Source organism: Streptomyces sp. NPDC031479, from assembly GCF_055581065.1.
Map to the genome: position 1 here is coordinate 21986 of NZ_JBVIKC010000058.1, position 26089 is coordinate 48074.

A 26089-nucleotide genomic window follows, 5' to 3' on the forward strand; every position below is an offset into this window, starting at 1 on the left:
GTGTCATCCGGTGGGGACGGTGATCACCGGGCAGTGCGCACGGTGCAGGAGGCCGTGGACGACGGATCCGATCCGCATGCCGGTGTATCCGCCGCGACCGCGGCGGCCCACAACGACGGACAGGGCGTGCTCGGCGGCCCGGGCCAGTTCCTCGACCGGGTGGCCGGTGAGGACCTCGTGCGTCACATGCACGTCCGGGTACTTCTCGGACAGGCCGGCGGTGGCCTCGGAGAGCAGGGTGCGCTGCGCCCGCAGCGCCACCTCCTCGTCGTCCGGCATGATCAGCGGCGGCTGCCACACGCAGATGACCCGCAGCCCCGCTCCGCGAAGGTCGGCCTCGTCGAAGGCGAAGCCGAGCGCGGCGGTGGCGGACGCGCTGCCGTCGATACCCGCGACTACATAGGGAGGCTGCTGGCTGATGTGCTCGGCGTCGCCCACGACGACGACCGGGCAACGGGCCTGGGCGGTGACGGGAACCACGAGCGAACCGGCGCTGAAGAACTCGGCGGTGCGGCTCAGGTGCCGGGAGCCGAGGACGATCATGCGGGCCTCTCGCGCCGCGCCGCCCAGGACAGGGGCGGGGAGGCCGCCGAGCAGGTCACCGGTGACACCCACCTCGGGGTGGCGGTCCCGCACCCAGTTGCACGCTTGTTCGAGTCTGTCGGATCCTGCCCGCCTCAGGGCCATCTGGCGGGGCGTGTCATCGACGTGATGGGTGTCGTGCTGTGGCGGTACCGCGAGCACGAGGCGCAGCGGGAGGCGGCGCCGTTGTGCCTCGTCGGCTGCCCAGGCCAGGGCAAGGTGCCAGTCCCTGTCCGGGTCGATGCCCACGACGACGTCACGGCTTCCTGCCGGGTGGAGGGTCATGACTGGCTCCCGAAGTCGCTGCCGGTCCGGGGGATGAGGAGGACGGGGCAGTGGGCGTGGTGCAGCAGGCTGTGCGTGGCCTTGCCCAGGTTGGGGGCGAGCCCGAGTGGCCCTGGGACCCGGCGGCCGCCCGTGACGAGCAGGTCTGCGTGACGGGAAGCCTCGACCAGGACACCGGCCACGGAGATGCTCTTCTCCGCATCGGCCTGGATCTCCAGGTCGGGGAACTCGCCACCGACCACGTCCGTGACGGCCGTCAGGATTTCTGCGTGCCCGCTCGCGATCTCGTCGACGCCGTCGAGCATGCTGACCACTTCGCCGACGGACTGGAGCACGTTCCACACGTGCAGCAGCCGCAGCGAGGCCTTGTGCAGCTCGGCTTCCTTGGCGGCGTACCGGGCGATCAGGAGGTCGTGTTCGTCGCGGATCGCCGCGAGAACCGTTCCGGTCTCCTCGGCCCCGTCGATGCCCCGGACGACGACGACGGGGGTCATGGCGGTGGCCGCGGTGCCCAGCCCGACCGAGCCGAGCATGAGCGAGTTGAACCCGCCCAGGCCGCGGTTGCCGACCACGACCGTGCCGTGGAGTCCGCCGGCCCGGTGCAGACTGTCGACGGCGCCCGCGCGGCTGAATTCCGTGGTCACGGACAAGCCGGGGTACTCGGCCGACACGGCCTTCGCCGTCTCGTCCAGGAGCGCCTGACCGTTGACGCGGACCCGTTCGATGGACTCCGCCGACAGGTACAGGGCCCTGCCATCGGTGTCGGCGCCGTAGACGATGTGCAGCGGACGGTCCCGGCGTACGGCCTCCTTGGCGGCCCACAGCGCAGCGACGCGCGCCGGCTGCGACCCGTCCACGCCGACGGTGACCGAGCTGGTATCCGGGGTACGGAATGTGCTTTCCACGATTCCTCCCAACCGAGGAGCCGATGAGGGGCACCCCTCACGCTGGCACCATCGCCGCTTTGGGAAGAGGGCCGCCCGGGACCGCCGACGGGACCAAAGGTCCCCATCGTCGCGGCCCGGCACCTCGGGCCCCTCCGGGCCCCCGGGCGGGCCCGTTCGGCCCTCGATCCGCCGGTGGTCGTCGGGGGATGGTGGGCACATCCGCACCGGACATCAGCCTCGCGGCACGGCGGAGCAGGAGGAGGGTCTCATGAAGCATCTCAAGGTGGCGGACCTGATGTCTGACGAGGTGGTCTCCGTGGTTCCGGGCACCGGCTTCAAGGACGTCGCGAAGCTTCTCGCCCAGTACGACATCTCCGGTGTCCCTGTCCTGGACGACGAGGACCGCGTGGTGGGCGTCGTATCGCAGACGGATCTGCTGGCCCACACAGTGCCGGGGTCCGATCTCTCTGAGCAGGGCATTGCAGCGACTGGGCCCCCTACCGCGGGTGACGTCATGTCCGCGCCCGCGGTCGCCGTCCACGCCGAAGAGACAGTGGCTGACGCCGCCAGGCTGATGACCCGCCGGGGTATCGAACGGCTCCCCGTCGTGGACGTGGAGGACCGGCTCGTCGGCATCGTCACCCGCCGGGACCTGCTCCGCATGTTCCTGCGCCCGGACTCCGAGATAAGCCGACGTGTCACCGGCGAGGTCCTCACGGAGGTGCTCGGTGTGCCGGCCGGCGATGTCGAGGTCCATGTGGTGGACGGCATCGTCACCCTGGACGGCCAGGTCGGGCGCCGGAGCCAGCTCCCTGCACTGCTCAGCCTCGTCGAGCAGCTGGACGGGGTCGTCGCTGTGGCAGCACACGTCACCGCCCGCACCGACGACACGGCAGGCATACACGCGGACCAGGCGCGGCGCGCAATGCCGTGGTGATGAACGCCGGACCGCACGAAGGGAATCGCAGCCATGGAAGACCACGTGACCGTCGGCGTCGACGGCTCTCCGGAGAGCCGTGCGGCAGCACGCTGGGCCGCGCGGGAGGCCGTCCTGCGGGAGGTTCCGCTGCGCCTCGTGCACGCCGTTGACTGGCCGTTGGACCCGGTGTTCCCCGGCTTGGGCCGCCAGGACGTGGACCGCTGGGCGGACCAGGCCCTGACCGAAGCCGCGCAGGAGCTGCACGGGCGCCACCCGAACCTGGAGGTCACGACCCGCTGCCTGAAGGCCCGGCCGGCAGCCGCCCTTGCGGCAGAGGCCGCCGACGCCGGGCTGCTCGTCCTGGGATCGCGTGGCCTGGGCGGCCTGGTCGGTTTCACAGTCGGCTCGGTGGCCATGTCCACCCTGGTCGCGACCGACACGCCGGTCGTCCTCGTTCGTCTCGCCGACGACCCGGACGGGCCGCGCACCGGCTCCGGTGCCGAGGTCGTCGTAGGCGTCGACATCCACGAAGCGTGCGACCGGGTACTCGCTTTCGCCTTCGAAGAGGCGGCCCGGCGCGAGAGCCCCTTGCGAGCCGTGCACGGCTGGAAGATGCCGGCCGCCTACAGCTACGTCCCCTTCTTCGACCCGGACAACGAACGGGACATCGGCAGGAGCGTCACCCACATGATGGACGACATGCTGCTGCCATGGCAGCACAAGTTCCCCGACGTGAACGTCAGCCACACCGTGTTCAGGGGATCGGCGGGCGAGCATCTCGTCCGGGCCTCGCAGGGCGCGGGACTCGTCGTCGTGGGACGCCACGTGCGCCGCTTCCCCCTCGGTGTGCACCTCGGCTCGGTCGCCCACGCGGTCCTGCACCACGCGGCGGCCCCCGTGGCCGTCATCGCCCACGACTGAAGGAGCGGAAAGCGGTGAACGGCCGTTCCATCGAGGAGGAAGACCATGAAACACCTGCGCAACGTCGAGGACGTGATGACGCACGCCGTGATCTCCATCGACCGGGGGACCGCGTTCAAGGACATCGTGGAAGCGCTGCGGATGTGGAACGTCAGCGCGCTCCCCGTCCTCGCCCCGGACGGACAGGTGGTCGGTGTCGTCTCCGAGGCCGACCTGCTGCTCAGGCCCCAAGGCACCGACACGGCCCACGACACCACCGCCGAGCAGCTGATGACCCGCCCGGCCGTGACGGTGACGAAGGACGCCACCATCCCTACCGCGGCGCGTTTGATGGCCCGCGGGCACCTCAAGCGCCTTCCCGTAATCGACGGCGGCGGCCGCCTCGTCGGCGTCGTCAGCCGCGGCGACCTGCTCAAGGTCTTCCTGCGCCCGGACGAGGACATCGGCGCCGAGATCCGCGAACTGATCATGCTCCAGCTGATGCCGCACGTTCCCGCCGAAGGGCACGTCCGCGCGCACGGTCCCGTCGAGGTGCACGTCCACGTCGCCAACGGCATCGCCTACCTCAGCGGGTCTCTGCCGGACCCCGCGATGGAAGACATCGTCGTACGCGCCGCCGGCACCGTACCGGGCGTCGTCGACGTCAAGGCGGACTTCACCGCCCACTTCACCCCCTGAAGGCCCGCCATCACCGTCGAAGTCGACGACGGCCTGGTGAGGCTCAGTGGCACCGTGCCGCAGCCCGGACTGCTGCCCGTGATCGTTCACCTCTGCCAGAGCGTCGATGGCGTCGTCGACGTCGACAACAGACTCACCTGCGCCGTGGCCGATCAAAGCTGAGCGGCCCGCAGGGCCGGTCGGTCGAGCGATGCGGGCACACGTCCGGACGGCATTCCCGCGGCCGCATCCGGACCCAAGGCTTCCGGCGGTCCCACCCCCGTACGCGACTTCGGTTGGGCCAACCCGATACCGGATCGCGGCTGGGCCGTGTTCGAGACGGTCTCGCCACTTCGATGACTTCCCATCCCTTGGAATGGCCGGAACTGCGGTGGACGGTGCGCGACCCGGTCGCCGCCATGGGACACGTGCAGATGGTCGGCGGCTCCCGCTCAGGGCGCGAGGTCTCTGCGCCGGAGCACCATGTGAGCCAGAAGAACCACCAGTTGCGGATCGTGCTGCATCGCCCGCACCAGCCCGAGCCGGCCCGTACCGCTTGGTCAGGCCGCTCAGCTCGATCGCCGGCCCGTCGCCCATGGGTCCGGTCTGAGCTCGCTGCCGGGCTCGCTGCCGGAGATCCGCCCGCTCACTCAAGGGCGTACGCCGTGTGCGGAGCGTGCTGCGGTGCGGCCCCGGCTGCTGCCATGTCGCCGTAGGCGGTCCGCCTGAGCTGCTCCGCCAGGTTCTCCAGCGCCCGGGCGGCCGCGAGTTCGTCGCCGATCTCGGGCACGTCCTTGTCCGTCGGGTTGCAGCGAGCGGTGCCATGGCCCGTGAGACGAGTGGTGCCTGTGTCGAGCTCGACGCGGACCTTGGTCGTGTGCTCTTCCTCGAAGAGGTAGACGTGGGTCTTCCATTCAGACGTGTGCGACATGGTGTGCCTCCGGTCGGATCAGGAGTAGCGGTGGTGCCGGCGTCGCGCCCAGCGTCGGATCTCGTCGCTTCCCCAGACCAGCGGCGGGAAGGCAGCGATGAGGAGGACGACGTCCAGCGGGAGGGCGGCCGTGCCGAAGAGGTTCTGGAGTGGCGGCGCGTACACGAGCGTCGCGGTGAAGACGAGTTCGAAGGCGATGCCGGCGAGCAGCAGTGGGTTGGTGAAGAAGCCGATGTCGTGCAGGGCCGCGTGGTCGGTGCGGGCGGCGATGGCCGTGCCGACCTGGCAGGTGACGATTCCCGCGAAGGTGGCGGTGGTCGCGGTGAGGTAAGCGTGGTGCAGGGGGGTTCCGGGTCCGGTGGGGTCGCCGGGGTGCCAGCCCGCACGCCACAGCACGGAGAAGAAGGCGGTCATGACGAGGGCGGCGGAGACGGTGCCGAGCCAGCCCCAGCTACGCACGAGCATGTCCTTGTTGATCACGCTCTGGGAACCGGGCCGGGGCGGTCGGGACATGATCCCCGGCTCGGCGCGCTCACGGCCGAGGGCAAGGGCCGGCAGGGTCTCGGTCCCCAGGTCGATGGCGAGGATCTGCAGGACGGTCAGCGGTAGCGGTACGGACCCTGCGGAGAGGGCGAACACGAGGAAGGGCACGACCTCGGGGGTGAGGTGGGCGAAGATGTAGACGATGAACTTCCGGACGTTGTCGTAGACACGGCGGCCCGACTCGATCGCGGTGACGATCGTGGCGAAGTTGTCGTTGGTCAGGACCATGGTCGACGCCTCGCGGGCGACGTCGGTGCCCGAGAGTCCCATGGCCACGCCGATGTGAGCGCGGTGCAGGGCCGGCGCGTCGTTCACTCCGTCGCCGGTCATGGCCACGATCTGGCCGTGTGCCCGCAGGGCATCCGCCACTTTCAGCTTGGTCTCGGGCGAGGCACGGGAGAAGACGATCTCCGTACCGTCCTGGCGCAGGAGGTGGTCGAGCTCGTGGTCGTCGATCGCCTCGGACTGGGCGACCACTTGGAGGTTCGGTGTACCGATGCCGACGGCGCGGGCCACGGCGGCGGCGGTGGCTCCGTTGTCACCGGTGACGATGTGGACGGTGAGGCCCGCTTCGTGGCAGCGCCGGACCGCGGCGGCGACTTCCGGGCGCGGCGGGTCGTACAGGCCCACGAGCCCGAGGAGGTGCAGGTCCCGCTCGACGTCCTGCCGCCGCCAAGGCTCTGCCCCGGTCCCGGGCGGCAGTTCGCGTACCGCGACGGCCAGCACCCGCATGCCGTCCGCCGCCAGAGTGTCGGCGGCCCCCTGGGCCTCGCCGGTCGGCTCTCCTTCGGCCAGCAGTGCCAGGACGGCTTCGGGGGCGCCCTTGACGGTCACCCGTGGCCTTCCGCGTTTCCCGTCGTGGATGACCGACATGCGCCGCAGGCGCGGGTCGAAGCGGAAGGAGGCTCGTCGGTGGGCGTCCCGGTCGGCCAGGTCAAGGGGCGCAGTGTGCTGTGCGGCTCCCTCCACCAGCGCGATTTCGGTCGGGTCGCCTTGCAGCGTGCCGTCGCTCTCACGGGTGACGGTGGTGCACCGGGCGGCGGCCCGGACCAGTTCGGCGGTCTCCGAACCGCTTGCCGCCTCGTACGGCGGGGTCCATGTGGAGTGGAGGCGCATCTGGTTGCGGGTGAGCGTGCCGGTCTTGTCGGTGCAGATGACGTTGGTGGATCCGAGGGTTTCCACGGCGCTCAGCCGCTTGACCACCGCGCCCTGCCGGGCGAGCACCCGTACGCCCACGGCGAGGGCGAGGGTGATGGTGGGCAGCAGTCCTTCGGGCACGTTGGCGACGAGCAGGCCGATGGCGAACATCAGCGAGTCGGTCAACGGCAGGCCGACCGCGACTCCGGTCACGAGGAACACGGCCCCCATGGCGACCGCGACCGCTGCGATCAGCCAGGCGACCTTCTTGACCTGCTGCTCCAGTGGGCTCGGCTCTCGGCGGGTGCGCTGGCTGAGAGCGGCTATCCGGCCGAGCTCGGTGTGGTCGCCGGTGGCGGAGACGATCGCCTGTGCCTGCCCCTCGGTGGCAGTGGTACCGCTGAAGACGAGGTTGGGCTCCTGCAGCAGGGAAAGGCCTTCCAGCCCCGGGCCGGCAAGACGCTCGACCGGGGTGGACTCGCCCGTCAGCATGGAGAGGTCGGCCTCGATTCCTCCCTCCGTCAGGCGGGCGTCGGCGGGTATCCGCTCGCCTTCGTCGAGGGCGATGAGGTCTCCGGGGACCAGGTCACGGGCCGGGACGTGCTGTGCCTGTCCGTCGCGGATCACCTGGGCCTGCGAGGGAAGATAGCGGGCCAGGGTCTCGACGGCTTTCTCGGCCTGCCGTTCCTGTACGAGGGCAAAGCCGACGTTGACGAGGATGACCGCGACGATCGCCCAGCCGAGCACCGCGATGGCGGCGGTGAACGCGAGTGCTGCAGCGGCCCACAACAGCAGAGCCAGCGGGTGGACCAGTTGCCGCAGCAATTCTCTGAAGACGCTCGTCCGGGCGGTGCGGCGGACCTCGTTGGGGCCGTGGACGGACAGCCGCCGTGCCGCCTCCCGGCTCGACAGGCCCAGGGGGCCCGTATGCAGTTCGCGGCGGAGCAGGGGAAGAGGTTCCAGGGGATCCGAGGCGGTGTCCGGTGCGAGGTCCGGGCCGTCGGCGGTCTCAGTCACCGCCGGCTCCCTGGCCGGGGGGCGCGGCGGCCGAACTGCCTTTTCCGTCCACCCACACTCGGACCGTGTCACCGTTCCGGGTCCCTGCCGGAACGGTGATGGTGTCGGTGTGCGGGCGCTGCGAGGGGTAGTGCCACGTCGCGGTCGCCACGGTTACCGGCCGACTGCTCGGCTGGTCTCCCGTTCGGTAGCCGGTCCCGGTGATCGTGGTGGCCGCTACGTTGTGCCGGTGGCGTGCGATGTTCTCGGCGGCGCGGTGGCCGTCCGTCCAGGCGGCCCGCCCGAGGGCGATACCGGCGACCACTGCCAGCAGGCAGGTCAGCGCGAAGGCGGTATGCATACGGGTCCGGGTACGGTCGGCATCCCGCCTGAGCGGGTTGGCCCCCGTCCCTTTCGTCCGGTGGTGCATGGCACGCCTCCGTGCTGGTGCGTGCCGAGCCGGGCCGTCCCTTCAGGCGGCGACGAGCTCGGCGCCGATGTGGTGGGCCCACTTCTGGATCCGCTCGGGATTGCGGAAGTCCCCGCCTTTGCCCTGACGGGTCAGCGCCTTGGCGAGGAATCCAGGGGTGTGGGCTGTCGCGCTGCCGCCGAAGGTCATGTGCTCGCGCGCTCCGACCAGCTGCATCTCCCGGGCGACCGCCGAGACCGGGGGGATGTCGTGTTCCTCGGCCGAGCGGTCGAGAGGGCCGCTGCTGAACATCCACACCGGGCGGTGCCGCAGGGAGTCGGCGTTGCGTTCGGCGCAGTGCCTGGCCTTACTGCTCCAGTGGCCGGCGTAGAGGGAGCCGCCGAGGACGACGGCGTCGTAGGCGCGGACGTCGTGGACATCGTCTGCGGGCAGCACGACGGCGTCGAGACCGTCCTCGCGGAGGGTCTTGCCGATCTGTTCGGCGATGCCTGCGGTGGCGCCGTGCTTGGTGCCGTAGGCGACCAGGACTCGCTTGGTGCTCATGGCGGGTGCTCCTCGGTTCCATGGTGCGTTGCTGATGCCACTGTCACTCGGCCGACGGCTCCCGCGCGTGGGCCGGACGGATCCCTGCGGGGACCATTCGGTCCTCCCCGCAGACGGCCTTGCGACGCTTGGCGCCGATCCGTACGTCGATGACGGGGTTCAGGCCGGGGTCCTTGAGGCCGGGCTTGAAGACGGTGTACTACGCCACGGCCGGACGGGCGTTGCTTCTCGGTGCGCTGCTGTCGGGCGCCAACCCCAAGAACCTCGTCCTGACGGCATCGGCCGCAGCCTCGATCGTCGAGGCAGGCGTCCACGATGTCGGCCTCGCCGTAGCGGTCGCCGTCTTCGTGCTCATCGCCTCCTGCACCGTGCCGGGAGCCGTCGGTATCCATCTCGCCGGAGGGCAGCGCGCCGCAACGTCCTGGACAGCGCCAGACGGTTCATGGTCACCAACAGCACGGTGACGCTGTCCGGTCTGGGCCGCTGAGACTTCTTCACGATAGAAGGAGCTGTACTGCCTCTGGCCGGCAAACGCGATCGCGCAGGGCCCGACCGTGGCTCCGGCTCGATATCCCGGCGCCTGCGGTGGGGCTACTCAACGGGCACGTCCGCCCGAACGATGGTGATCGGGCACGGAGCGTGAAGCGCCGCTTGCTGGCTCACCGAACCGAGCAGGGCCCGGCTGAAGCCGCCGCGACCGCGGCTGCCCACGACCAGCATGTCCGCACCCTTTGCCGCATCCACCAGGACATCGACCGGATTGCCGCGCACCAGACGCTGGTGCACGGAGGCGCTGCCCTCACCGAGGACCGTGCGGACCTCCTCGACCAGGCGGCGTTCTGCGTCCTCCTCGTCGAATGTGGCGTCTACCGCCGGAGCCGACCACGATGCGGCACCGGGCAGGTCCCACGCCGCGACCGCCTCTACTCGCCCGCTCACCAGCCCCGCGTACCGGACCGCCCAGCGCAGCGCGGCCTGGGACGAGGGTGATCCGTCGACGCCCACAACGATGCGCGGAGCCTCATGCTGCCTGTCCATTCCGTTCACCCTTCCAAACTGCTGATACATCCACAGTGTGCGCTTCGCGAACGCACCGCCACGCGGGCATGCGGTGGTTTCGATCTCAGCCTTTGGGGAGCCGGAACCACCGCTCCTGGCCTGGGGCAATGCCTTCGTACCGGTCACCAGGCAGGACCAAGGGCAACGGTCCCAGGAGCGATGAGGGCACGCTGACGCCGAGTCGGCCGGGCCGGAACCGGATGCGGACATCTCGGTGCCCGAGGCAGGAAATCGAGAACGACGATCCGGGCACTTCGGAGAGGGGCACCGGGTCGACGTGCAGGCCGTCGTCGCGGGGTTCGAGTCCGACGATGCCCCGCTCGACGAGGTCGAGGGTGCCGGCCATGGCGCCGAGGTGGATTCCCTCACCGGTTGTGCCGCCCTGGACGTCGGTGATGTCACTGAGCAGGGCTTCCTGACAATAGCGCCAGGCGTTCGGGCCCTGTTCGCGGGCCAGTACCCAGCCGTGGACGAGGCTGCTGAGCGTGGAGCCGTGGCAGGTGCGCCGCAGGTAGTAGTCCACCGTCCTGCGCCACAGGGCGTCGTCGAGGCGGTATCCGAGCCCAAGGAACAATTGTTCGAGTTCTGCGGGCTGCATGAGGTACCCGAGCATGAGGGCGTCGGCCTGCTTGGACGCCTGATAGCGGTTGGGCGTGTCGCCTTCGGTTTCCAGGATGCGGTCCAGGCGGCGGATGTCGTGGTAGCGGGCGCGGTATGCGTCCCAGTCGAGCTCGGCGAGGTCCCCGTAGCCGTGGAACTGGCTGATCACATCGCGATGGAACGGCACGTACAGGCGGTGGGAGACGTCCTCCCAGACGCCGAGGTCCTCGGGGCCGATGCCGAGCTGCGTGAGGAGTTCGGCGCGTCGGGCCGCCGGGAGTTCCGCATACAGGTTGAGGGCGCGGGACAGTACCCACGCGGCGGTGACGTTGGTGTAGGCGTTGTCGTCGATGCCCGGAGCGGCGGCGTCCGGATAGGCGTCGTGGTACTCGTCGGGTCCGACGACGCCGCGGATCCGGTAGCGGCCGAGGCCGGCGTCCCACGTCGCCGCGTCGGCCCAGAAATGGGCTATCTGCAGGAGAAGTTCGGCTCCGGGGCCGTGCATGAAGCCGGCGTCGCCGGTGGCCTGCCCGTACTGCCACACGTTCCAGGCGATGGCCGACCCGATGTGGTGCTGAAGGTGGGAGTGGTCCGGCAGCCAGCGGCCGGAGCGCGGATTGAGGTGCAGCCGCTGCGTTTCCTCGGCTCCGGAACTACCGCTCTGCCAGGGGAACATGGCGCCCTTCGCCCCGGTTCGCCGAGCAGCCTCCCGTGCCGCGGGGAGTCGTCGGTGCCGGTACAGCAACAGGGCGCGAGCTGTCTCGGGGACATGAAGGGCGAGGTAGGGCAGGACGAACAGCTCGTCCCAGAAGATGTGCCCCCGGTAAGCCTCGCCGTGAAGACCGCGGGCGGGGACCCCGGCATCGAGCTCCGCGGTGTGCGGCGAGAGGGTCTGCAGCACGTGAAAGGCATGCAGGCGCAGAACCTTGCCGGTCTCACCGGGTACCTTCAACTCTCCTTCGCTCCAGAGGCGCCGCCAGGATGCGCGGTGGGAGGCCAGCAGGGAGGGGAAGTCCGGGGCATGTGTGGCGCAGTCGACGCTCCGCCGCAGGGGATCGGCCGAGGGGCGGTCCAGCGAAGTACACAGGGCGGCGGTCTTCACGACGACCACTGGGGCGGCTCGCTTGATCGGCAGGATGAGGGTCTGTGTGGCGGTGGCGGCTGTGCATGCCCGGGCTGCCGGCGCCAGAGGACGTGCTGAGGTCCGGACTGCGAGCCCGATCCGTACCCGGGAGGTGGTGGTGGTGCAGGACAGCCAGGCGGTGCCCTCCGCCTCCACTCCGGCCCGGTGCCCGACGAGGTGGCGCCCGGCCAGGGCGCGGTAGCGGTCGACTCCCGCGTTGGTGACGTCTCCGTCGAGTACGGACTCGATCTCGATGCTGCCGCTCCAGCCGTACGCTCTGAACACCGTATTCTGCGCGCCCAGGTTCGGGTCGCCCATGTGGACGAGGCGGGTGTGGGTGACGCCCAGGCGGCGGCCTTCGGGATCGTGGAAGAGCATGCGGCGGGTGAGCGTTCCGGCGTGGAAGTCCAAAGAGACGTGGCTGTGGCGCAGGGTCCGGTGGTCGGGTGTGAGCCAGTCGCCGGGCGGTGCGCTTTCGGGCAGGCAGCGGTACCGCAGGGCGGTCCAGTTGGGTAGTCGGACCATGTCCTCGTTGGAGACTGTTCGACCGTCGATGGTGGAGGCGAGCCGGTTGTAGCAGCCGGCGAGGTAAGTGCCCGGGTAGTGGATGTCGTCGGCGGTGCTTTCGGGGGCGGAACCGCGGGTGGCGAAGCGGCCGTTGCCCAGGGTGCACAGGGACTCCACCAGCCGCTCGGTCTTGGGGTCGTAGCGGGGGTATTCCCAGCGCCAGGCGGTGGTCACGTGCGCCGGCCTTCGAGTGCGGCAGGTAGGCCCCCGAGGTCGGGGAGGACGAGATCGGCGCCATGCGCGCCCAGCGCATCCCTCATGTGCGGGTCGTCCTCGCGGTTGAGTCCCACCACCAGGCGGAAATGACCCCGGTGCCCCGCCTCGACGCCGGCCAGTGCGTCCTCCACCACAGCCGTGTGGTCGGGGGGTACGCCAAGACGGCTGGCGGCTTCGAGGAAGAGGGCAGGGGCGGGCTTGCCCGGAAGGTCCAGTGCGGCCGCGTCCTGGCCGTCCACCAGGGCGCCGAAGTAGCCGATGAGCTCTGTGGATTCCAGAAGGGAGCGGGCGTGCCGGGAGGCAGAGACGGCTGCGCACCGGATCGCCTTCTGCCGCAGCTCCCGGAGCGCCGGCCGCACGTCGTCGAAGGCACGGACACCGTCGGTCCGCAGCATCATGGAGAAGACCTCTTCCTTGCGGGCGGCGACTGCGTGGACGGTGGCGCACCCCGGCGGATCCTCGGGAGTTCCGGGTGGGAGGCCGATGTGACGGGCACTGAGGAAGGCGCGTACGCCGTCGAGACGGGACCTGCCGTCCACCAGGTCCCGGTACTCGCGGACGGCGTCGAACCGGCGCGATCGTGCACCGGTGTGCGATGGCTCCCACTCGGGGAGGCAGCGGTCGAAGGTCTCCTTCCAGGCGGCCGCGTGGCGGTCCGCCGTGGCGAGGAGCACTCCGTCGGTGTCGAAGACGACCGCGCGCAGGTCGCTCATGAGTCGTGCACCACACGACGGCCGGTGATTCGGAAGGGGGTGAGCTTCATCCAGTGGCTGCGCGGGCCGCCGGCCCAAGGTTGGGAGCGGGCAGTGGTGTTGAGGTGCTGAATCTCGTGCGGGTCGGTGACGGAGGCCAGTTCACCCACGGCCAGCACGTTCCAACCGGTGGCGGTCACGTCGTCGATGTTGTCGATCTCGAAGGCGACTTCGGTACCTGCCGCTCTGGCCGTGACGGCTTCCGCAGAAGTACGGAAGGCGATGTCGGCCCCTGCGGAGAGGTAGTTGACGGGAAGCACGGCGGGGCCTTCGGGGGTGAAGATGGCGATGCGGCCGACGCCGTGCGTATTCAGCAGCCGCCGGCATTCGGTCTCGTCCAGCGGTACGAGCGCACTGTCGCGCCGGGCGGTGGATCGCCCGGCGACCCGGTGGGCGCCGGCGCCGGTCAGGTCGCCGACGGTGAGACCGAGAGCGTCGGCCACCCGGACGAGAGTGCCGATGGCAGGACTGGCGGCGTGCTCCTCCAGGTAGGCGATGTACGTAGCGTCGGCGCCGCACCGCCGGCCCAGTTCGTCGCGGCTCAGGCCGAGGGCTTCGCGGCGAGCCGCCAGACGGCGGCCCAGATCGGTGCGTCCGGCCGCCTCGCCGGAGTGCTGGGGATGGGTGCTCGGCATGCTCTTCACGGTACTCACTGCTCCTGAGCCGGCACGGCGACCGTGTCGTGTTGGGGTCCGCCGAGCACGACCTTGAGGGCGCCCGTCTCGCCGGCGCGGGAGAAGACGTCGTACGCCTCTCCCATCTGATCCAGCTCGAAACGGTGGGTGACCATCGCGGCCCCGGGAAGGCGGCCGGCTGCCATCATGCGCAGCAGCATGGGCGTGGAGTGGGTGTCGACGAGGCCGGTGGTGATGGTGACGTCCTTGATCCACAGATCTTCGAGGTGCAGGGTGGCGGGCTTGCCGTGGACGCCGATGTTGGCGACCCGGCCACCCGGACGGACCATGCGGGTGCACATCTCGAACGCCTCGGGTACGCCGACGGCCTCGATGACCACGTCGGCGCCCAGTCCGTCGGTGAGGTCCTCCACCAGCCGCTCCGGCTCCTCGTCCGCGCTCGCGGTGGCATCTGCGCCGAGGTCGCGTGCGGCGGCGAGCCGGGACGCCGCGAGGTCGACGGCGATGATCCGCCCGGGGCTGTAGAGCCGTGCGGTGGCGATGGCGGCCAGGCCGATGGGGCCGGCGCCGACCACGACGACCGTGTCGCCCGGGCGCACCTTGCCGTTGAGCACGCCGACCTCGTAGGAGGTCGGGAAGATGTCGGCGAGCAGGACGGCGTCGTGGCTGGCCAGAGCGCTGGGCAGCGGGTGGACGGAGAGGTCGGCGAAGGGGACGCGTACGTATTCGGCCTGGGTCCCGTCGATGGTGTGGCCCAGGACCCAGCCGCCGCCCCCGCGGCACTGACCGTAGTGCCCTTCGCGGCAGAAACGGCAACGGCCGCAGGCGGAGATGCAGGAGATCAGGACACGGTCGCCCGGACGCACACTGCGGACGTCGCCGCCGGTCTCGACCACGGTGCCGACGGCCTCGTGGCCCAGGATCCGGCCGGGAGTCACTCCGGGAACGTCGCCCTTGACGATGTGCAGGTCGGTGCCGCAGATGGTGACGGCGGTGACCCGGACGATCGCGTCGGCGGCGTCCTTGACCGAGGGGTCCGGGACGTCCTGCCAGGAGGTCTGCCCGGGCCCGTGGAAGACAAGTGCCTTCATGGCGCGGCCTTCTCTCTGTGGGCTGTGCGAGAGGGTGTCACCGTCAGGCTGTGCCCGAATCCCTCCGTCCCGCTTGGGCCGGTCGGCCCCTACCCGGGACCGATGGGTCCCCGGCGGACAGGGCGTTCCGGTGCGAGGGTGGAGACCGGCATCCGTTCCGAAAGGAGGGCTGCTGCCATGTCCCGGTCAGCCCCGCCCCCTGCTACCGCCCGCCCGGCCCTGCTGAGGTTCCTCGGCGGAGTGCGGACGGTTACGGGCAGCAAGTTCTTGGTCGAGAGCGACCATGCCGGATCCTCGTCGACTGCGGACTCTTCCAGGGTGTCGCGGACCTACGGCGCCGCAACCGGGACAAGCCGCCCTGTGACGCCTCCGGCATTCACGCCGTTGTCGCACGCACGCCCACCTGGACCACTGCGGATACCTGCCGCGACTGGTCCGGCACGGCTTTCGCGGACCGATCCTGACCAGCGCCAACACCGCCCGCCTCGCCGAGATCGTGCTCCGCGACAGCGCCCGCCTGCAGAGGGAAGCGGCCGAGCACGCCAACCAGCACGGCTGGTCCAAGCACCGGCCTGCCAAGCCGCTCCACGACGATGACGACGTCGACCACACGATCAAGTACTTCGATCCGGTACCGGTGGGCAGCGAGATCGAGATCATCGCCGGTACGAAGCTGATGCTGCACCACGGCGGTCACATCCTCGGCTCCGCCTGGGCGCACCTGACCCTGGAGGACGGCCACACCCTCGCCGTCAGCGGCGACCTCGGCCGCCCCGGCCGCCCGTACCGTCCAGGAATCGATCGACATCAACAACACCACCGGCCCGGCGATCATCGTCTCGTCCGCCGGCATGGCCACAGGAGGCCGCGTGCGGCACCACCTGCACCGGATCCTGCCCGACCCCCGCAACGCCGTGGTCATCGTCGGCTCCGCCGCCGCCGGCACCCGCTCGCGCGACCTCGCGGACGGCGCTCGCACGCTCAAGATGTTCGGCGAGTACGTCCCCGTACGCGCCGAAGTGGCCGACGTACCGCACTTCTCCGCGCACGCCGGCGCCGACCGGATCATCGACTGGATGCGCGCCGCCCCAGCCCCGCACGCCACCTACCTCGTCCACGGCGAGGAGACCGCGGCCGAGGCCCTCCGTGACCGGATCGACCACGAACTGGGATGGACGGCCGTCGTACCCAAGTCGGGGGAGGCCGTCCTGGTCCGCTGACCGGGGCCGGACGGGCCCCACGGTGTGCACCGCGCGGCCCTCCCGGACACGGCGGCTCGCCGAGCAGGGTGGACGCGAAGGGTTGGAGGCACTCCGTGAGCACCGTGCACAGCATCCTCGAAGCGATGGCACCCCAAGCCCGCGAAGCCCTGCTCGCCCACTCCCACCAGGTGACCTTCCCGGCCGGCACCCGCATCTTCAACTACGCACGCTGAGGACCTCGCCATGACCTCCACCCCCTATACCGTCGCCGATGTCATGACCACCAAGGTCATCGCCGTCACCCCTTCGACCGGCTTCAAGGACATCGCCACCGCGATGGAGCGCTGGAAGGTGACCGCCCTACCCGTCATCGAGGGCGAGGGCCACGTCGTCGGCGTGGTCTCCGAGGCCGATCTCCTGCCCAAGGAGGAGTTCCACGAGCACCGCCCGGGCCTGGTCGAGCAGATGCGCCGCCTCGGAGACACCGCCAAGGCCGGCTCCACCCGCGCCGAGGACATGATGACCACCCCGGCCGTCACGATCCACCCCGACTCCACACTTCCCCAGGCCGCCCGCCTCATGGCCGACCGGCACATCAAGCGCCTCCCGGTCGTCGACGCCGACGGCACCCTCAAGGGCATCGTCAGCCGCGCCGACCTCCTCAAGGTCTTCCTCCGCACCGACGAGGAACTCGCCGCCGAGATCCGCCGCACCGTCGTCGACCGCCTCTTCCCCCTCTCCCGCGGAGCCGTCAAGGTCACCGTGACCCAAGGGGTCGCTACGCTGACCGGCGAGGTCCGCGACGGCGACCTGATCCCCCTGGCCGCACGCCTCACCCACTCCGTGGAGGGCATCGTGGACGTCCACTGCCAACTCAAGTGAGGTGGCAGGCCTCCGGACTGCGGACACCCCTCGTACTCATTTGATGGACGCGTCGCGGCCGACAGCGTCATGCTCGAGAAGAGGACCGGTCTTCTTCCGCTACGCGGAGGCTTCGGTCTCTGTGTGTGCGGGGAACAGATCGCGGGGGACATCCGGAGGTGTCGCCGGCGCCGTGGGTCCGGCGACGCCGATGGGGTTGCCGTTCTGCTGCGAGCCTCGGCCTGCCCCTGGCGGTCTCCAGTGAACGAGCAGTTCGCCGTCGGCCGCCATGCATCGCATCGAAGGGACCACCTCCGCCAGCAAGGTCAGCAGGACCGCACAGGTGGCCGGGTAGGTCGACCCCGTCGATGCCCAGGAGCAGATACGACCGCCCTCCGTCCGAGGAAAGATCCACGGCGGCAGCCCGGTCCACCGACTGCGCCGCTTGCGCCGTCCGGTCCCTGACCCTGCTCCTGTGGCCCATGGTCGCCGGATCCGGCGACGGATGGCCCGTCTGGGCCGACTTCGCCCTGGCGGGTTCCGTGGTGGATCCTGTGCGGCCTGGCTGTCGCCACAGCGGTTCTGCTGCGATGGCAGCGCTCGCCGGCAGCCTGACGCGGTCCCGCCCAAGACCGTCAGCTGGGCAGGCTGCCTGCTGTCGTTCCCCCTCGGGACGGATGCGGTGGGGTGGATGACAGGCTGTGGACGTCAGTCCTGGGCCCGGGAGAACCTCCGCCGCCGAGTTGGATTGAGCGAGCCGGCTTCCGTTGTCCCAAGCTCCACTGACGCGACTTCCGGCACAGTGATCCCGGTCTGTGGCCGCCTGCTCAGGGAGCGCAACGGCCGCAGCCTGCGTCGGCGGGCCCAGCCAGGTCCGTTGCGCAGATCGGCGTACCGGACGACCGCGTCGGGGGTCATCGTCCGGATCCACAGCGGCCTTCCGACCATGATGCGTTCGGCACCGGCCGACTCGCCGTCGAGGTTCCACCGCGTGGGGTCGAGTACGACGTCGGTGTAGATCTCGGCGACGAACTCGCAGTGGCCCCCGTGCCCCATGGTGAACCCGCGGGTCTCGGGGTGTCCCCTGTGCTCGGTGGTGCTGGAGAACCCCTGGTCGAGAGCGATCTTCAATGCCTCCACGGACCGGGACTGCGGGTCGTCCCACTGGGACGTGTTCCGCCTGCCCCTGGTGCGCAACAGCTCCTCGACCGCCGGCGCCGCCGAGGACGTCCAGCCGTCGACGAAGCCGTCGCTCGGACCGAAGCCGCGTACGTTGTCCTTGCTTCCGAACAGACAGAGGTCGACCCTCCGGCCGTGCACGTTTCGAAGCTGAACGTGCATGACTGCGGCTCCCCGTGTGTGCCACGCGGCGAACTCGGCGAACTCGACCTTGCCGACACCTTTGACGTAGGAGGCCGGAGGTTCCAGGTCAAGGCTCTCCGTGGCCGCGGACCCGAGGTGACGCTCAAGCCGGCGCGCCTCCTCCAGCCGGTTCCGCGTCACGCGCTGCCGGGGCCCGATGCCTCCTTGGAGGCCGATGAGTGAGAGGCCGAAGGTCCAGGCTCGCCGTCCCGTGAGCTCGATGCCGTTCTCCTCGGCGACTTGCCGGACTGCTCGATCTGACCAGTAGAGGTATCGACCGACCTCGTGACGGGCTGCCATCCGACCTCTCTTCGTTGGTGCGTCGGTATGCCGGAGTTGGGGTCAGGCTGGCACGGCGTGACCGTGCTCGGCGTGATCAGCACGGTTCCTCGCACGGGCCAGCCTCCGACCTGCTACTGCTGAACTTGATGGGGTGATGTCGGTCTGTTCGCCGGACAGCGTCGGCGCCAGTGGCGCGAGAACGGCCACGCCGGCGTGACCTCCAGGGGGCCGTCTGGCCGGCGAGGACGAGGCTGGCCAGACGATGACGTGACCTGCTACAAGATCGGTGAGAGCTCCCAGGTCCGCCTGCTTGGTGGGATGCAGAGGCTTCGACGGCGGGAGGGACGGCTTGGCGGTTTTCGGGTGTGCGGGCTGCGGTGCGGTCCTGACGGAGGCGGTGTCGGAGGTGGCGTTGCCGATCCACCTGGCCGACACCCACTGGGAGGAGCTGCACCCGCCACTGATGGAGGCTGGGTCCTACGCCGTCGACCCCGCGCCGTACGGGCCGCCGTGGCGGCAGTGGGACGAGGTCGGGGCGCGCGAGGCGGCGGAGCTGGGGCGCTTCGCGCCGTTCGGTGCACTGTCCGAGGGGCCGTCGGGCACCGTCCTCCTCGCGCCCGGCGACATGCGCGGCACCAGGCTGATCCTTGAGCGGGCGGGGGGCTACTGCATGGGGATCGACGGGAGGGACGGGCCGAACCTCGCCTGCCTGGGCTGCGACCTGCCGGTCGGAACGAGGATGGACGACTGCGGATGCTGGCAGGTCGTCCGGCTCGTCCCGCAGGCGGTGGTGCGGCTGCCCGGCCCGCCGGAGCGGCCGGTCATGGACCGGGCGGAGCTGCCCGGGTGGTGGTGGCCGCCGGGGGCGCGCCCGTCGAGGTGGCGCCCGGACCGGTCGTGGAGCTCCTCGGCCGGGCACTTGGTGCGCTGCTGCCCGCCGGGGAAGGCGCGAAGCGGCTGGACCTGGCAGGACCGGGGTTCGGCGAGCCGGTCGCTGACCTGGTGCTGGTGCCGGTCCGTCCGCAGACCGGAGACATGTGGCAGCCGGGTGCCGGGCGGTGCCGGTACCCATGGATGCCGCACTCTGGGCCGGGCTCGCCTTCCCGCCACACCGGACCCGCCTGCCGGCAGTCGGCGGACTGCCGGCAGGCGTGGAACGGGACGACCCGCTGCGGGTCGGACGCGTCTCGTGCCGGCGGGGGTCCCTCGGTCCTGGACCACTGGACGACCGTCGTGCGCCCAGCGGCCGCCGCAGTGTCGCACGTCGCACGTCGCCCGGCACCGAATCCGTGACGTGGCAGGACTCGAACCGGAACGAGGGGGTTACGCTCTGCGCCATGCGATGAAGTGGCCCGGCAGGTTGGGTCGTTCGCCTCCCACGCCGAGGGGGGAAGTCGACCGAGCCTGACACCCGGTGATCAACTCCTGTGCCATTGCGTCGAGGAGCTCATCCTCGTCTGGTGGTGGGGGAGATCGCGGGGTGGCGGTCCGCCCGGGCCGCATCCGAGCGGGCGGACGCCGGGGGGACCCAGACGGGAATGCGCCGCCGGGCTGGGCCGCCGGCCTTCAGGGGTCGTCGTAAGGGTTTGGGGAAAATGACACAGGACGGCGGACGGAACCACAGCATGCGATACAAGAACGAAGACGATGTCAAGCAGGCGCTGGGAATCGACTCCTGGAGGAACCTTTCCAAGGAGAAGATGATCAGGTTCGCAGCCATGATGCCTGACATGGACACCGAAGTGGCTCTGAAAATCGTCGAACAGTTCCCCGTGTTCAAGGATTTCGCCATGGGCATCGTGGGCGTGATGGAGAAGGCGCACGAGTCCACGCTCTCGGCCAACAAGAAGAGCCAGAAGTATTTCCATCGGGCCTGCCAGGAAATAAGGGAAATCCTCAAGCGTGAACTCGACAGGGGTGACCTGGGCTGGGAGGAGAGGAAATACATCATCGAGCGGATCCAGGAGACCGGGAGGATGGAGTTCGAGAAGGACAGCGAGAACAAGCGGTTCCTGGACGGGATGCTCAAGAAGGTGGTGGTTGGCGTCGGTGCGGTAGCCGCCCTGGGTGTGGCTTTTGTCGGCGGCAAGGTGATAGCCGAAAGCAAGGACAGCCCCGAAGGGTCCACGGAGGCTTGACCTCGCTCTTTCGCCTCTCGCACCGCATCAACCGCAGCGGTGGGCGGTGACGTCCTTCCACGGCGGTGACCGCAGCCGGCGGAGGAGTTCGGGCGGGTTGGTCTTGACCACGAGCGGGTGGTGGGCCTTCTTCTCTTCGACCAGGAAGTGCGCGTGGTCGCGCTGGGTGTGCAGGGCGTCCGCGGTGAGGGTGATGCCGGCCGGGTCGTAGGGCGGGTGACGGTCTGGCCGTCGCCGGTCATCGCGGCCAGCAGATGGGTGGCCGGCATATCGCCTGTGCGGGAGCCGCGTGCGCTCTTGCCGTCCACCGCCACGGTGTCCGTTCCGGCGGGGTCGGACTGCCGACGCGGCGATCAGCGCGACGCTCACCAACGGGTTGACGCCTTCCGCGCCCGCCGCCGCGGATCGGCCGGGCTTCGCAGCCGCTCCGCCCGTCCGATCGCCCTGCCGTGCAACGGGCCTGCCAACCGCCCTGACCGATAGCGCCCTTCGCCCGCCGCGCCGGGCAGTCGATCAGTAAGCTGAGCCGCTGATCTGATCGTGCCATCACGACGAGGCTGGGGGGCGTTCGTGTCGGATGCAGTGCTGAACATCGTGATCGGGCTCGTCACGAGCATTGTCAGCGGCGGATCCGTATGGGCTTGGAAAAGGGCGAGCACGACCCGCCTCCTGCATCAGAAGCAGGCTTTTCTCGGTCTGCAGCCCGGCGTGCCGTGCGTCATCATCCTGAACAGTCACTGGCAAATGCCCGCTGTCACCGACCACAGCGACGTGTACGCGATCATCGAGCTTGCGATGCTCGCCGAGGAGGCCGGGTGTCCGTTCTCCCTTGTCGCGGCTGACGCGCGTGAACTCAACGGGGATCGCACCGAGCTCAGCGTCGGCGGACTGGGGTCGAACCAGCGCAACGTCGAGTACGTGGCCTCGCACCTGCCGGGTGTGAAGGTCAACCCGGCTGGTGACTTCACGGTCGGAGAGCAGCGGTTCGTGCACGAGCAGGGGCGGAGGGACCATGCTCTGGTCGCGAAGTTCACCCCTCCGCAGTCCACACAGCCGGTCCTGGTCATCATGGGGCAGTCGTCGATCGCGAACCAGGCGGCTGTGTACCTCCTCAAGCGCGACTACCGGCGTCTGTCGAAGACGGTCGCATCGGTCGATCGGTTCTGCCTCATGCTGCGGGTCGACGCGGCGGATACCTACGGCTACCAGGCGGTCGAACTGGCTGCTGACCTGTCCGCGGTTGCCTTCCAGGGCCGCCAGCGCCGATAAGACACAGGCCGCCTCGTCAGAGACCCGCAGCCGGGCGATGGTCCGGCGTCCGCAAGCATCACGGCCGGCAGGCGGGCGGCGGGCATCTCCGCGCTCTGCACCCGCCGCCCCCCGCTGAGCGCCGCCAAACTCCAAGATCACCTGGGTTGTGAAACGCTCCTGGCCGGTTCGGGCGGCTCATCCGTATGCCGTACGGGTTCACCCGGGCGGGCCACGCCCCCTCCTCCTGCTGTTGCGCGGCACGCGTGGCGCGCTGAGGCTCGGCGCATGGCCTGGATCGCCCGTGTCGAGGCGGCCCGGCGTCCTCGGAGCGACGGGAGGGAGCCATGGCGGCTCCGAACGCGTCGGACGACGGCACTGGATCGCCGCGGCCCGCCGGCCCGGCTCAGCGCAGTTTCGGGCTGCGGGGCGCCACCGCGCTGATCATCGGCACGATCATCGGTGTCGGAGTCTTCAACCTGCCGACCTCGCTGGCCACTTACGGGCCGATCAGCCTGTACTCGATGGGGCTGACGACCATCGGCGCGCTGGCGCTCGCGCTTCTGTTCGCCGCGCTTTCGCGGCGGCTGCCCGCGGACGGCGGCCCCTACGCGTACGCGCGCACCGCGTACGGCAACACGCTCGGGTTCTTCAGCGCGTGGTCGTACTGGATCACCGCGTGGGCGGGCAACGCGGCGATCGCGGTCGGCTGGGTGCTGTACGTCGAAGTGTTTCTGAACAAGGGGCACAACCGTTTCCTCTCGGTCCTGTTGGTGCTGGCCGCGCTGTGGCTGTCCGCGTTGGTGAACCTCGTCGGGGTGCGGCAGATGGGCCTCGTGCAGGTGGTCACCACGGTGCTGAAGTTCGCGGCGCTGGCCTTCATGGCGACCGTCGGACTGTTCTTCGTGGACGGGGCGAACTACAGCCCGGCGAACATCAGCGGCGAGAGCACCGTCGCGGCCATCGGCGGCGGCATGGCGATCGGCCTGTTCAGCTACCTCGGGGTGGAGACGGTCGCGGTGGCCGCGGGCAAGGTGCGCGATCCGGATCGCAACATCCCGCGCTCCACCGTGACCGGGACGCTGGCGACGGCCGTGGTGTACATGCTCTCCCTGGTCGCGGTGTTCGGGATCCTGCCGGCCGCGCGGCTGAAGGACTCCACCGCGCCGTTCTCGGACGCCGCGAACGTGATCTTCGGCGGGACCTGGGCCGGGAACGTCATGGCCGTCGCCGTGATCATCTCCGGGCTCGGCGCGCTGAACGGCTGGACGATGATCTGCGCGGAGATGCCGCTCGCGGCGGCGCACGACGGGCTGCTGCCGGCGCGGTTCCAGCAGCTGTCCGCCAAGGGCGTGCCGGCGTTCGGGGTGGTCGCCTCGACCGTGCTCGCGTCGGTGGCGGTGATCGTGAACTACTCCGGGTCCGGCGGCACCTCGGTGTTCACCACGCTGGTGCTGATGACGGGCATCACGGCCGCCCTCCCGTACGCGCTCTCCGCCGGAGCGCAGATCAAGTGGAGGCTGGCGGACCGGCGGCACGCGCAGGGTGCCCGGTTCGCCCGCGACATGGTGATCGCGGTGGTCTCGCTGGCGTTCTCGATCCTCTTCATCTGGTACTCGCGCGACACCAGCCGCACCTCGTGGGGCTACTGGGCCCCTTTCCTGCTGGCCGCGGCGGCCCTGTTGTGCGGCCTGCCGGTCTACCGCGCGCAACGCCGGCACATGGCGCCACCGGCGGAGGTCCCGCCATGGCGGTGACGGAGCCGGCCGAGCCCGCCCCGGACGCTCCGCCCGCGCCCGACCCGCCCCGGGCCGTGTTCGAAGGGACCGGCACCGGGAGGCTGGACTAGGCTCACCGCATGGTGCGGAGCGGAGCGGGCGACGTCGACGGATACCTGGCCGAGGTGCCGGACGCGCGCAGGGAGGCCCTGACCAGGCTGAGGCGGTTGTGCCGGGCCGAACTCAAGGGGTTCGACGAGGTCATGGCGTACGGAATGCCCGCCTACGAGCGGGAGGGCGCCGCCGAGATCGCCTTCGCGAGTCAGAAGCAGTACGTCTCCTTCTACCTCATGCGCAGCGATGTGAGGGAGGCGTTCGAGGAGCGGCTGGCCGGGCAGGACATGGGCAAGGGCTGTCTGCGGTTCCGCAAGCCGGGGGACATCGATTTCGACTTGGTGCGAGACCTGCTGAGGGCCGTCGCGGCAGCCCCGGGCGAGATCTGCTGACGGCAGGGCGCGGCGTACGACCGCTTCCTGCGGGCGGGCAGGGTGAGGACCATCGTCAGGCCACCGCCGGCGCCGCGCGGTCCAGGGTGGGTCGGGCGGGTCCGGGTGGGTCAGGGTTCGAAGCGGTAGCCCATGCCCGGTTCCGTGATCAGGTACCGGGGGTGGGAAGGGTCCGCTTCGAGCTTCCGCCGGAGCTGGGCCATGTAGACGCGCAGGTAGTTCGTGTTGTCGCTGTAGGTCGGGCCCCAGACTTCGAGCAGCAGCCGGCCCTGGGAGACGAGGTGACCCGGGTGGGTGACGAGGATCTCCAGCAGGTGCCATTCCGTCGGGGTGAGCCGTACGGTGAGGTCGCCGCGCCGGACCTTCTTGGCGAGCAGGTCCAGGGTGAACCCGTCGGTCGTGACCAGCGTGATGTCGCTGGTCCGCTGCTCGGGATCCGCCTGCCGCCGGGTGGCCGCGCGGAGCCGGGCCAGGAGTTCGTCCATGCTGAAGGGCTTGGTGACGTAGTCGTCGGCACCGGCGTCCAGCGCCCGGATCTTGTCCTCCGAGGTGTGCCGGGCGGACAGGACGAGGATCGGGACCCGGCTCCACCCCCGCACCCCCTTGATGACGTCGATGCCGGCCATGTCGGGCAGGCCGAGGTCGAGGACGATGACGTCGGGTCTGCGGGCCGCTGCGAGCCGCAGGGCGGAGCTGCCGTCGGGAGCCTCCTCGACTTCGAATTTGCGCGCCTGAAGATTGATCTTGAGCGCACGGACGAGCTGGGGATCGTCCTCCACCACCAGCACCCGGGTCATCGGTGTGCAGCCTTCCTTCTTCGTGAGCGGAACGGTGAGGAGCCGGCGGGGTGCGAACGGTGCGCACTCCGCCGGCTCTCGGCTCGTGTGAGGCGGACCATCAGTTCTCGGTCAGTGCCTTGAGGGCGGTGTTGAGTTCGAGGACGTTGACGCGGGGTTCCCCCATGAAGCCGAGGGTGCGGCCCCGGGTGTGGTCGGCGACGAGCTTTTCGACCTGCTTGGTGTCGAGGCCGTGCCGCTCGGCGACCCGGTGGATCTGGAGCTTGGCGTACTCGGGGGAGATGTTCGGGTCGAGGCCGGAGCCGGAGGAGGTGACGGCGTCCGCCGGCACGTCCCGCGGATCGACCTTGTGGGTCGCCGTCGAATTGTCGGCGACCACGGCCTCCTTGGCGTCCTCGACCAGCTTGACGAGGTCCGGGTTGTCGCCGGCCTTGTTGGTGGCGCCGGAGAGGAGGAGGGAGTACTGGGTGTTGACGCTGTTGCTGCCGAGGCCGTTCGAGGGCCGGGGCTGGAACCAGTCGAGATCCGGCCTCGCGGCCTCGTCGGCGTCGTTCGGATCCTTCTTGGGCAGGTCGTACCGCTGTCCGATGAGGGAGGATCCGACGACGTTGCCGCTCTGGTCCTTGATCTCGGAGCCGTTGGCCTTGTCGTTGAACAGGGCCTGGGCGATGCCGGTGACGGCGAGCGGGTAGATGACCCCGCAGATCACGGTCAGGACGAGCAGGGCGCGCAGGCCGGCCACGATCAACCGCGCCGTGTTGCCTACAGAGTTGTTCATCGCAGATCAGCCGATTCCGGGGATGAGGGAGATGAGCAGGTCGATGAGCTTGATGCCGATGAACGGGGCGATCAGACCGCCCACGCCGTACAGGCCCAGGTTGCGGCGGAGCATCTTGTCGGCGCTGGTCGGCTTGTACTGCACGCCCTTGAGGGCGAGCGGGACGAGGGCGATGATGATCAGCGCGTTGAAGATGACGGCGGACAGGATGGCGGACTCGGGGGAGGCCAGGCCCATGATGTTGAGCTTGTCCAGGCCCGGGTAGACCACGGCGAACATGGCCGGGATGATCGCGAAGTACTTGGCGACGTCGTTGGCGATGG

The 26089-nt window shown here is 70.0% G+C and carries 28 protein-coding genes and 1 pseudogene; 11 read left to right on the forward strand and 18 right to left on the reverse strand.

What is annotated here, in order from left to right; translation table 11 throughout:
• Positions 1–3: 3 nt before the first annotated feature.
• Together ACZ5D2_RS36690 and ACZ5D2_RS36695 are read right to left on the reverse strand one after the other, a co-directional pair.
• Positions 4–867 carry a universal stress protein gene (locus ACZ5D2_RS36690; protein ID WP_371675443.1) on the reverse strand — a complete coding sequence of 288 codons (864 nt, stop codon included), beginning with the start codon at positions 865–867 and terminating at the stop codon, positions 4–6.
• Positions 864–1772 (reverse strand): universal stress protein, encoded by a 909-nt coding sequence (locus ACZ5D2_RS36695; RefSeq protein ID WP_371675442.1) that lies wholly within the window; start codon positions 1770–1772, stop codon positions 864–866. Before ACZ5D2_RS36695 ends, ACZ5D2_RS36690 begins: the two co-directional genes overlap by 4 nt.
• Before the next feature lie 250 nt (positions 1773–2022).
• Between ACZ5D2_RS36695 and ACZ5D2_RS36700 the strand changes: the two genes are divergently transcribed.
• From ACZ5D2_RS36700 to ACZ5D2_RS36715, 4 genes are read left to right on the forward strand one after another with little or no spacing between them, the layout of a single operon-like run.
• Positions 2023–2691, forward strand: coding sequence for a CBS domain-containing protein (locus tag ACZ5D2_RS36700; protein WP_371675441.1), 669 nt, complete (start codon positions 2023–2025; stop codon positions 2689–2691).
• Positions 2692–2724: 33 nt separating this feature from the next.
• The gene (locus tag ACZ5D2_RS36705) at positions 2725–3594 is read left to right on the forward strand and encodes a universal stress protein (protein WP_468935584.1); all 870 of its coding nucleotides are present in this window, start codon (positions 2725–2727) and stop codon (positions 3592–3594) included.
• Positions 3595–3639: 45 nt separating this feature from the next.
• Entirely contained in the window at positions 3640–4272 is a 633-nt protein-coding gene (locus tag ACZ5D2_RS36710) for a CBS domain-containing protein (RefSeq protein ID WP_371675439.1), read from the forward strand.
• Between the two features lie 9 nt (positions 4273–4281).
• The gene (locus tag ACZ5D2_RS36715; protein WP_468935624.1) at positions 4282–4434 is read left to right on the forward strand and encodes a BON domain-containing protein; all 153 of its coding nucleotides are present in this window, start codon (positions 4282–4284) and stop codon (positions 4432–4434) included.
• A gap of 463 nt (positions 4435–4897) precedes the next feature.
• Here ACZ5D2_RS36715 and ACZ5D2_RS36720 read toward each other — a convergent pair whose 3' ends face one another.
• From ACZ5D2_RS36720 to ACZ5D2_RS36735, 4 genes are all read right to left on the reverse strand, one after another.
• Entirely contained in the window at positions 4898–5182 is a 285-nt protein-coding gene (locus ACZ5D2_RS36720) for a dsRBD fold-containing protein (protein ID WP_371675438.1), read from the reverse strand.
• 18 nt (positions 5183–5200) lie between these two features.
• Positions 5201–7879, reverse strand: coding sequence for a cation-translocating P-type ATPase (locus ACZ5D2_RS36725; RefSeq protein WP_468935588.1), 2679 nt, complete (start codon positions 7877–7879; stop codon positions 5201–5203).
• Entirely contained in the window at positions 7872–8219 is a 348-nt protein-coding gene (locus ACZ5D2_RS36730; protein ID WP_371675436.1) for a hypothetical protein, read from the reverse strand. The genes ACZ5D2_RS36725 and ACZ5D2_RS36730 overlap by 8 nt, the downstream gene beginning before the upstream one ends.
• 111 nt (positions 8220–8330) lie before the next feature.
• Positions 8331–8831 carry a flavodoxin domain-containing protein gene (locus ACZ5D2_RS36735; protein WP_371675435.1) on the reverse strand — a complete coding sequence of 167 codons (501 nt, stop codon included), beginning with the start codon at positions 8829–8831 and terminating at the stop codon, positions 8331–8333.
• Positions 8832–9016: 185 nt separating this feature from the next.
• On the opposite strand from ACZ5D2_RS36735, the gene ACZ5D2_RS36740 reads away from it, so the two are divergent.
• Positions 9017–9295, forward strand: coding sequence for a hypothetical protein (locus ACZ5D2_RS36740; RefSeq protein WP_468935592.1), 279 nt, complete (start codon positions 9017–9019; stop codon positions 9293–9295).
• 127 nt (positions 9296–9422) lie between these two features.
• On the opposite strand, the gene ACZ5D2_RS36745 is transcribed toward ACZ5D2_RS36740, so the two are convergent.
• The 6 genes from ACZ5D2_RS36745 to ACZ5D2_RS36770 form a co-directional block, all read right to left on the reverse strand.
• Positions 9423–9869, reverse strand: coding sequence for a universal stress protein (locus ACZ5D2_RS36745; protein WP_371675432.1), 447 nt, complete (start codon positions 9867–9869; stop codon positions 9423–9425).
• Between the two features lie 85 nt (positions 9870–9954).
• Entirely contained in the window at positions 9955–12354 is a 2400-nt protein-coding gene (locus ACZ5D2_RS36750) for a glycoside hydrolase family 65 protein (protein WP_468935594.1), read from the reverse strand.
• Positions 12351–13109, reverse strand: coding sequence for an HAD family hydrolase (locus tag ACZ5D2_RS36755; RefSeq protein ID WP_371675430.1), 759 nt, complete (start codon positions 13107–13109; stop codon positions 12351–12353). Before ACZ5D2_RS36755 ends, ACZ5D2_RS36750 begins: the two co-directional genes overlap by 4 nt.
• A complete protein-coding gene (locus ACZ5D2_RS36760; RefSeq protein ID WP_371675429.1) occupies positions 13106–13783 on the reverse strand; it encodes a helix-turn-helix domain-containing protein in 678 nt (225 codons plus the stop codon). Before ACZ5D2_RS36760 ends, ACZ5D2_RS36755 begins: the two co-directional genes overlap by 4 nt.
• Positions 13784–13797: 14 nt before the next feature.
• Positions 13798–14874: a zinc-dependent alcohol dehydrogenase family protein gene (locus ACZ5D2_RS36765; RefSeq protein WP_468935599.1), complete on the reverse strand. Its 1077-nt coding sequence runs from the start codon at positions 14872–14874 to the stop codon at positions 13798–13800.
• Between the two features lie 376 nt (positions 14875–15250).
• Positions 15251–15727 carry a hypothetical protein gene (locus tag ACZ5D2_RS36770; protein WP_371675427.1) on the reverse strand — a complete coding sequence of 159 codons (477 nt, stop codon included), beginning with the start codon at positions 15725–15727 and terminating at the stop codon, positions 15251–15253.
• On the opposite strand from ACZ5D2_RS36770, the gene ACZ5D2_RS36775 reads away from it, so the two are divergent.
• Together ACZ5D2_RS36775 and ACZ5D2_RS36780 are read left to right on the forward strand one after the other, a co-directional pair.
• A complete protein-coding gene (locus ACZ5D2_RS36775; protein WP_468935627.1) occupies positions 15708–16094 on the forward strand; it encodes an MBL fold metallo-hydrolase RNA specificity domain-containing protein in 387 nt (128 codons plus the stop codon). The two genes, ACZ5D2_RS36770 and ACZ5D2_RS36775, sit on opposite strands and share 20 nt — an antisense overlap.
• 225 nt (positions 16095–16319) lie before the next feature.
• Positions 16320–16958: a CBS domain-containing protein gene (locus ACZ5D2_RS36780; protein ID WP_468935602.1), complete on the forward strand. Its 639-nt coding sequence runs from the start codon at positions 16320–16322 to the stop codon at positions 16956–16958.
• A 687-nt stretch (positions 16959–17645) separates the two neighbouring features.
• Here ACZ5D2_RS36780 and ACZ5D2_RS36785 read toward each other — a convergent pair.
• Positions 17646–18599, reverse strand: a complete 954-nt coding sequence (locus tag ACZ5D2_RS36785; RefSeq protein WP_468935604.1) for a hypothetical protein — start codon at positions 18597–18599, stop codon at positions 17646–17648.
• A 645-nt stretch (positions 18600–19244) separates the two neighbouring features.
• On the reverse strand, positions 19245–19664 hold the full coding sequence (locus tag ACZ5D2_RS36790; RefSeq protein ID WP_468935607.1) for a hypothetical protein: 420 nt from the start codon (positions 19662–19664) through the stop codon (positions 19245–19247).
• A gap of 377 nt (positions 19665–20041) precedes the next feature.
• Here ACZ5D2_RS36790 and ACZ5D2_RS36795 point away from each other — a divergent pair, with 377 nt between their 5' ends.
• The gene (locus ACZ5D2_RS36795; protein ID WP_371675423.1) at positions 20042–20719 is read left to right on the forward strand and encodes a hypothetical protein; all 678 of its coding nucleotides are present in this window, start codon (positions 20042–20044) and stop codon (positions 20717–20719) included.
• 27 nt (positions 20720–20746) lie between these two features.
• On the opposite strand, the gene ACZ5D2_RS36800 is transcribed toward ACZ5D2_RS36795, so the two are convergent.
• On the reverse strand, positions 20747–21088 hold the full coding sequence (locus ACZ5D2_RS36800; protein ID WP_468935610.1) for a hypothetical protein: 342 nt from the start codon (positions 21086–21088) through the stop codon (positions 20747–20749).
• Positions 21089–21289: 201 nt separating this feature from the next.
• Here ACZ5D2_RS36800 and ACZ5D2_RS36805 point away from each other — a divergent pair, with 201 nt between their 5' ends.
• From ACZ5D2_RS36805 to ACZ5D2_RS36815, 3 genes are all read left to right on the forward strand, one after another.
• Positions 21290–21988, forward strand: coding sequence for a hypothetical protein (locus ACZ5D2_RS36805; protein ID WP_371675421.1), 699 nt, complete (start codon positions 21290–21292; stop codon positions 21986–21988).
• 326 nt (positions 21989–22314) lie between these two features.
• Positions 22315–23724, forward strand: coding sequence for an APC family permease (locus ACZ5D2_RS36810; RefSeq protein ID WP_371675420.1), 1410 nt, complete (start codon positions 22315–22317; stop codon positions 23722–23724).
• A 101-nt stretch (positions 23725–23825) separates the two neighbouring features.
• On the forward strand, positions 23826–24191 hold the full coding sequence (locus tag ACZ5D2_RS36815; protein WP_371675419.1) for an iron chaperone: 366 nt from the start codon (positions 23826–23828) through the stop codon (positions 24189–24191).
• A gap of 110 nt (positions 24192–24301) precedes the next feature.
• Here the strand turns inward: ACZ5D2_RS36815 and ACZ5D2_RS36820 are convergent, their stop codons facing one another.
• The 3 genes and pseudogenes from ACZ5D2_RS36820 to ACZ5D2_RS36830 form a co-directional block, all read right to left on the reverse strand.
• Positions 24302–24988, reverse strand: a complete 687-nt coding sequence (locus ACZ5D2_RS36820) for a response regulator (RefSeq protein ID WP_468935617.1) — start codon at positions 24986–24988, stop codon at positions 24302–24304.
• A gap of 100 nt (positions 24989–25088) precedes the next feature.
• A complete protein-coding gene (locus ACZ5D2_RS36825; protein WP_468935620.1) occupies positions 25089–25766 on the reverse strand; it encodes a potassium-transporting ATPase subunit C in 678 nt (225 codons plus the stop codon).
• 6 nt (positions 25767–25772) lie between these two features.
• Positions 25773–26089: pseudogene (locus ACZ5D2_RS36830) on the reverse strand (potassium-transporting ATPase subunit B); the annotation flags it as partial.

Excerpts from the sequence above, each read along its gene's own strand:
- ACZ5D2_RS36710 (WP_371675439.1), top strand. The coding sequence starts at position 3,640 with ATGAAACACCTGCGCAACGTCGAGGACGTGATGACGCACGCCGTGATC.
- ACZ5D2_RS36770 (WP_371675427.1), bottom strand. The coding sequence starts at position 15,727 with ATGCCGGCGGACGAGACGATGATCGCCGGGCCGGTGGTGTTGTTGATG.
- ACZ5D2_RS36780 (WP_468935602.1), top strand. The coding sequence starts at position 16,320 with ATGACCTCCACCCCCTATACCGTCGCCGATGTCATGACCACCAAGGTC.
- ACZ5D2_RS36700 (WP_371675441.1), top strand. The coding sequence starts at position 2,023 with ATGAAGCATCTCAAGGTGGCGGACCTGATGTCTGACGAGGTGGTCTCC.
- ACZ5D2_RS36705 (WP_468935584.1), top strand. The coding sequence starts at position 2,725 with ATGGAAGACCACGTGACCGTCGGCGTCGACGGCTCTCCGGAGAGCCGT.
- ACZ5D2_RS36820 (WP_468935617.1), bottom strand. The coding sequence starts at position 24,988 with ATGACCCGGGTGCTGGTGGTGGAGGACGATCCCCAGCTCGTCCGTGCG.
- ACZ5D2_RS36815 (WP_371675419.1), top strand. The coding sequence starts at position 23,826 with ATGGTGCGGAGCGGAGCGGGCGACGTCGACGGATACCTGGCCGAGGTG.
- ACZ5D2_RS36755 (WP_371675430.1), bottom strand. The coding sequence starts at position 13,109 with ATGAGCGACCTGCGCGCGGTCGTCTTCGACACCGACGGAGTGCTCCTC.
- ACZ5D2_RS36765 (WP_468935599.1), bottom strand. The coding sequence starts at position 14,874 with ATGAAGGCACTTGTCTTCCACGGGCCCGGGCAGACCTCCTGGCAGGAC.
- ACZ5D2_RS36810 (WP_371675420.1), top strand. The coding sequence starts at position 22,315 with ATGGCGGCTCCGAACGCGTCGGACGACGGCACTGGATCGCCGCGGCCC.
- ACZ5D2_RS36690 (WP_371675443.1), bottom strand. The coding sequence starts at position 867 with ATGACCCTCCACCCGGCAGGAAGCCGTGACGTCGTCGTGGGCATCGAC.
- ACZ5D2_RS36785 (WP_468935604.1), bottom strand. The coding sequence starts at position 18,599 with ATGGCAGCCCGTCACGAGGTCGGTCGATACCTCTACTGGTCAGATCGA.
- ACZ5D2_RS36720 (WP_371675438.1), bottom strand. The coding sequence starts at position 5,182 with ATGTCGCACACGTCTGAATGGAAGACCCACGTCTACCTCTTCGAGGAA.
- ACZ5D2_RS36825 (WP_468935620.1), bottom strand. The coding sequence starts at position 25,766 with ATGAACAACTCTGTAGGCAACACGGCGCGGTTGATCGTGGCCGGCCTG.
- ACZ5D2_RS36735 (WP_371675435.1), bottom strand. The coding sequence starts at position 8,831 with ATGAGCACCAAGCGAGTCCTGGTCGCCTACGGCACCAAGCACGGCGCC.
- ACZ5D2_RS36760 (WP_371675429.1), bottom strand. The coding sequence starts at position 13,783 with ATGCCGAGCACCCATCCCCAGCACTCCGGCGAGGCGGCCGGACGCACC.
- ACZ5D2_RS36730 (WP_371675436.1), bottom strand. The coding sequence starts at position 8,219 with ATGCATACCGCCTTCGCGCTGACCTGCCTGCTGGCAGTGGTCGCCGGT.
- ACZ5D2_RS36745 (WP_371675432.1), bottom strand. The coding sequence starts at position 9,869 with ATGGACAGGCAGCATGAGGCTCCGCGCATCGTTGTGGGCGTCGACGGA.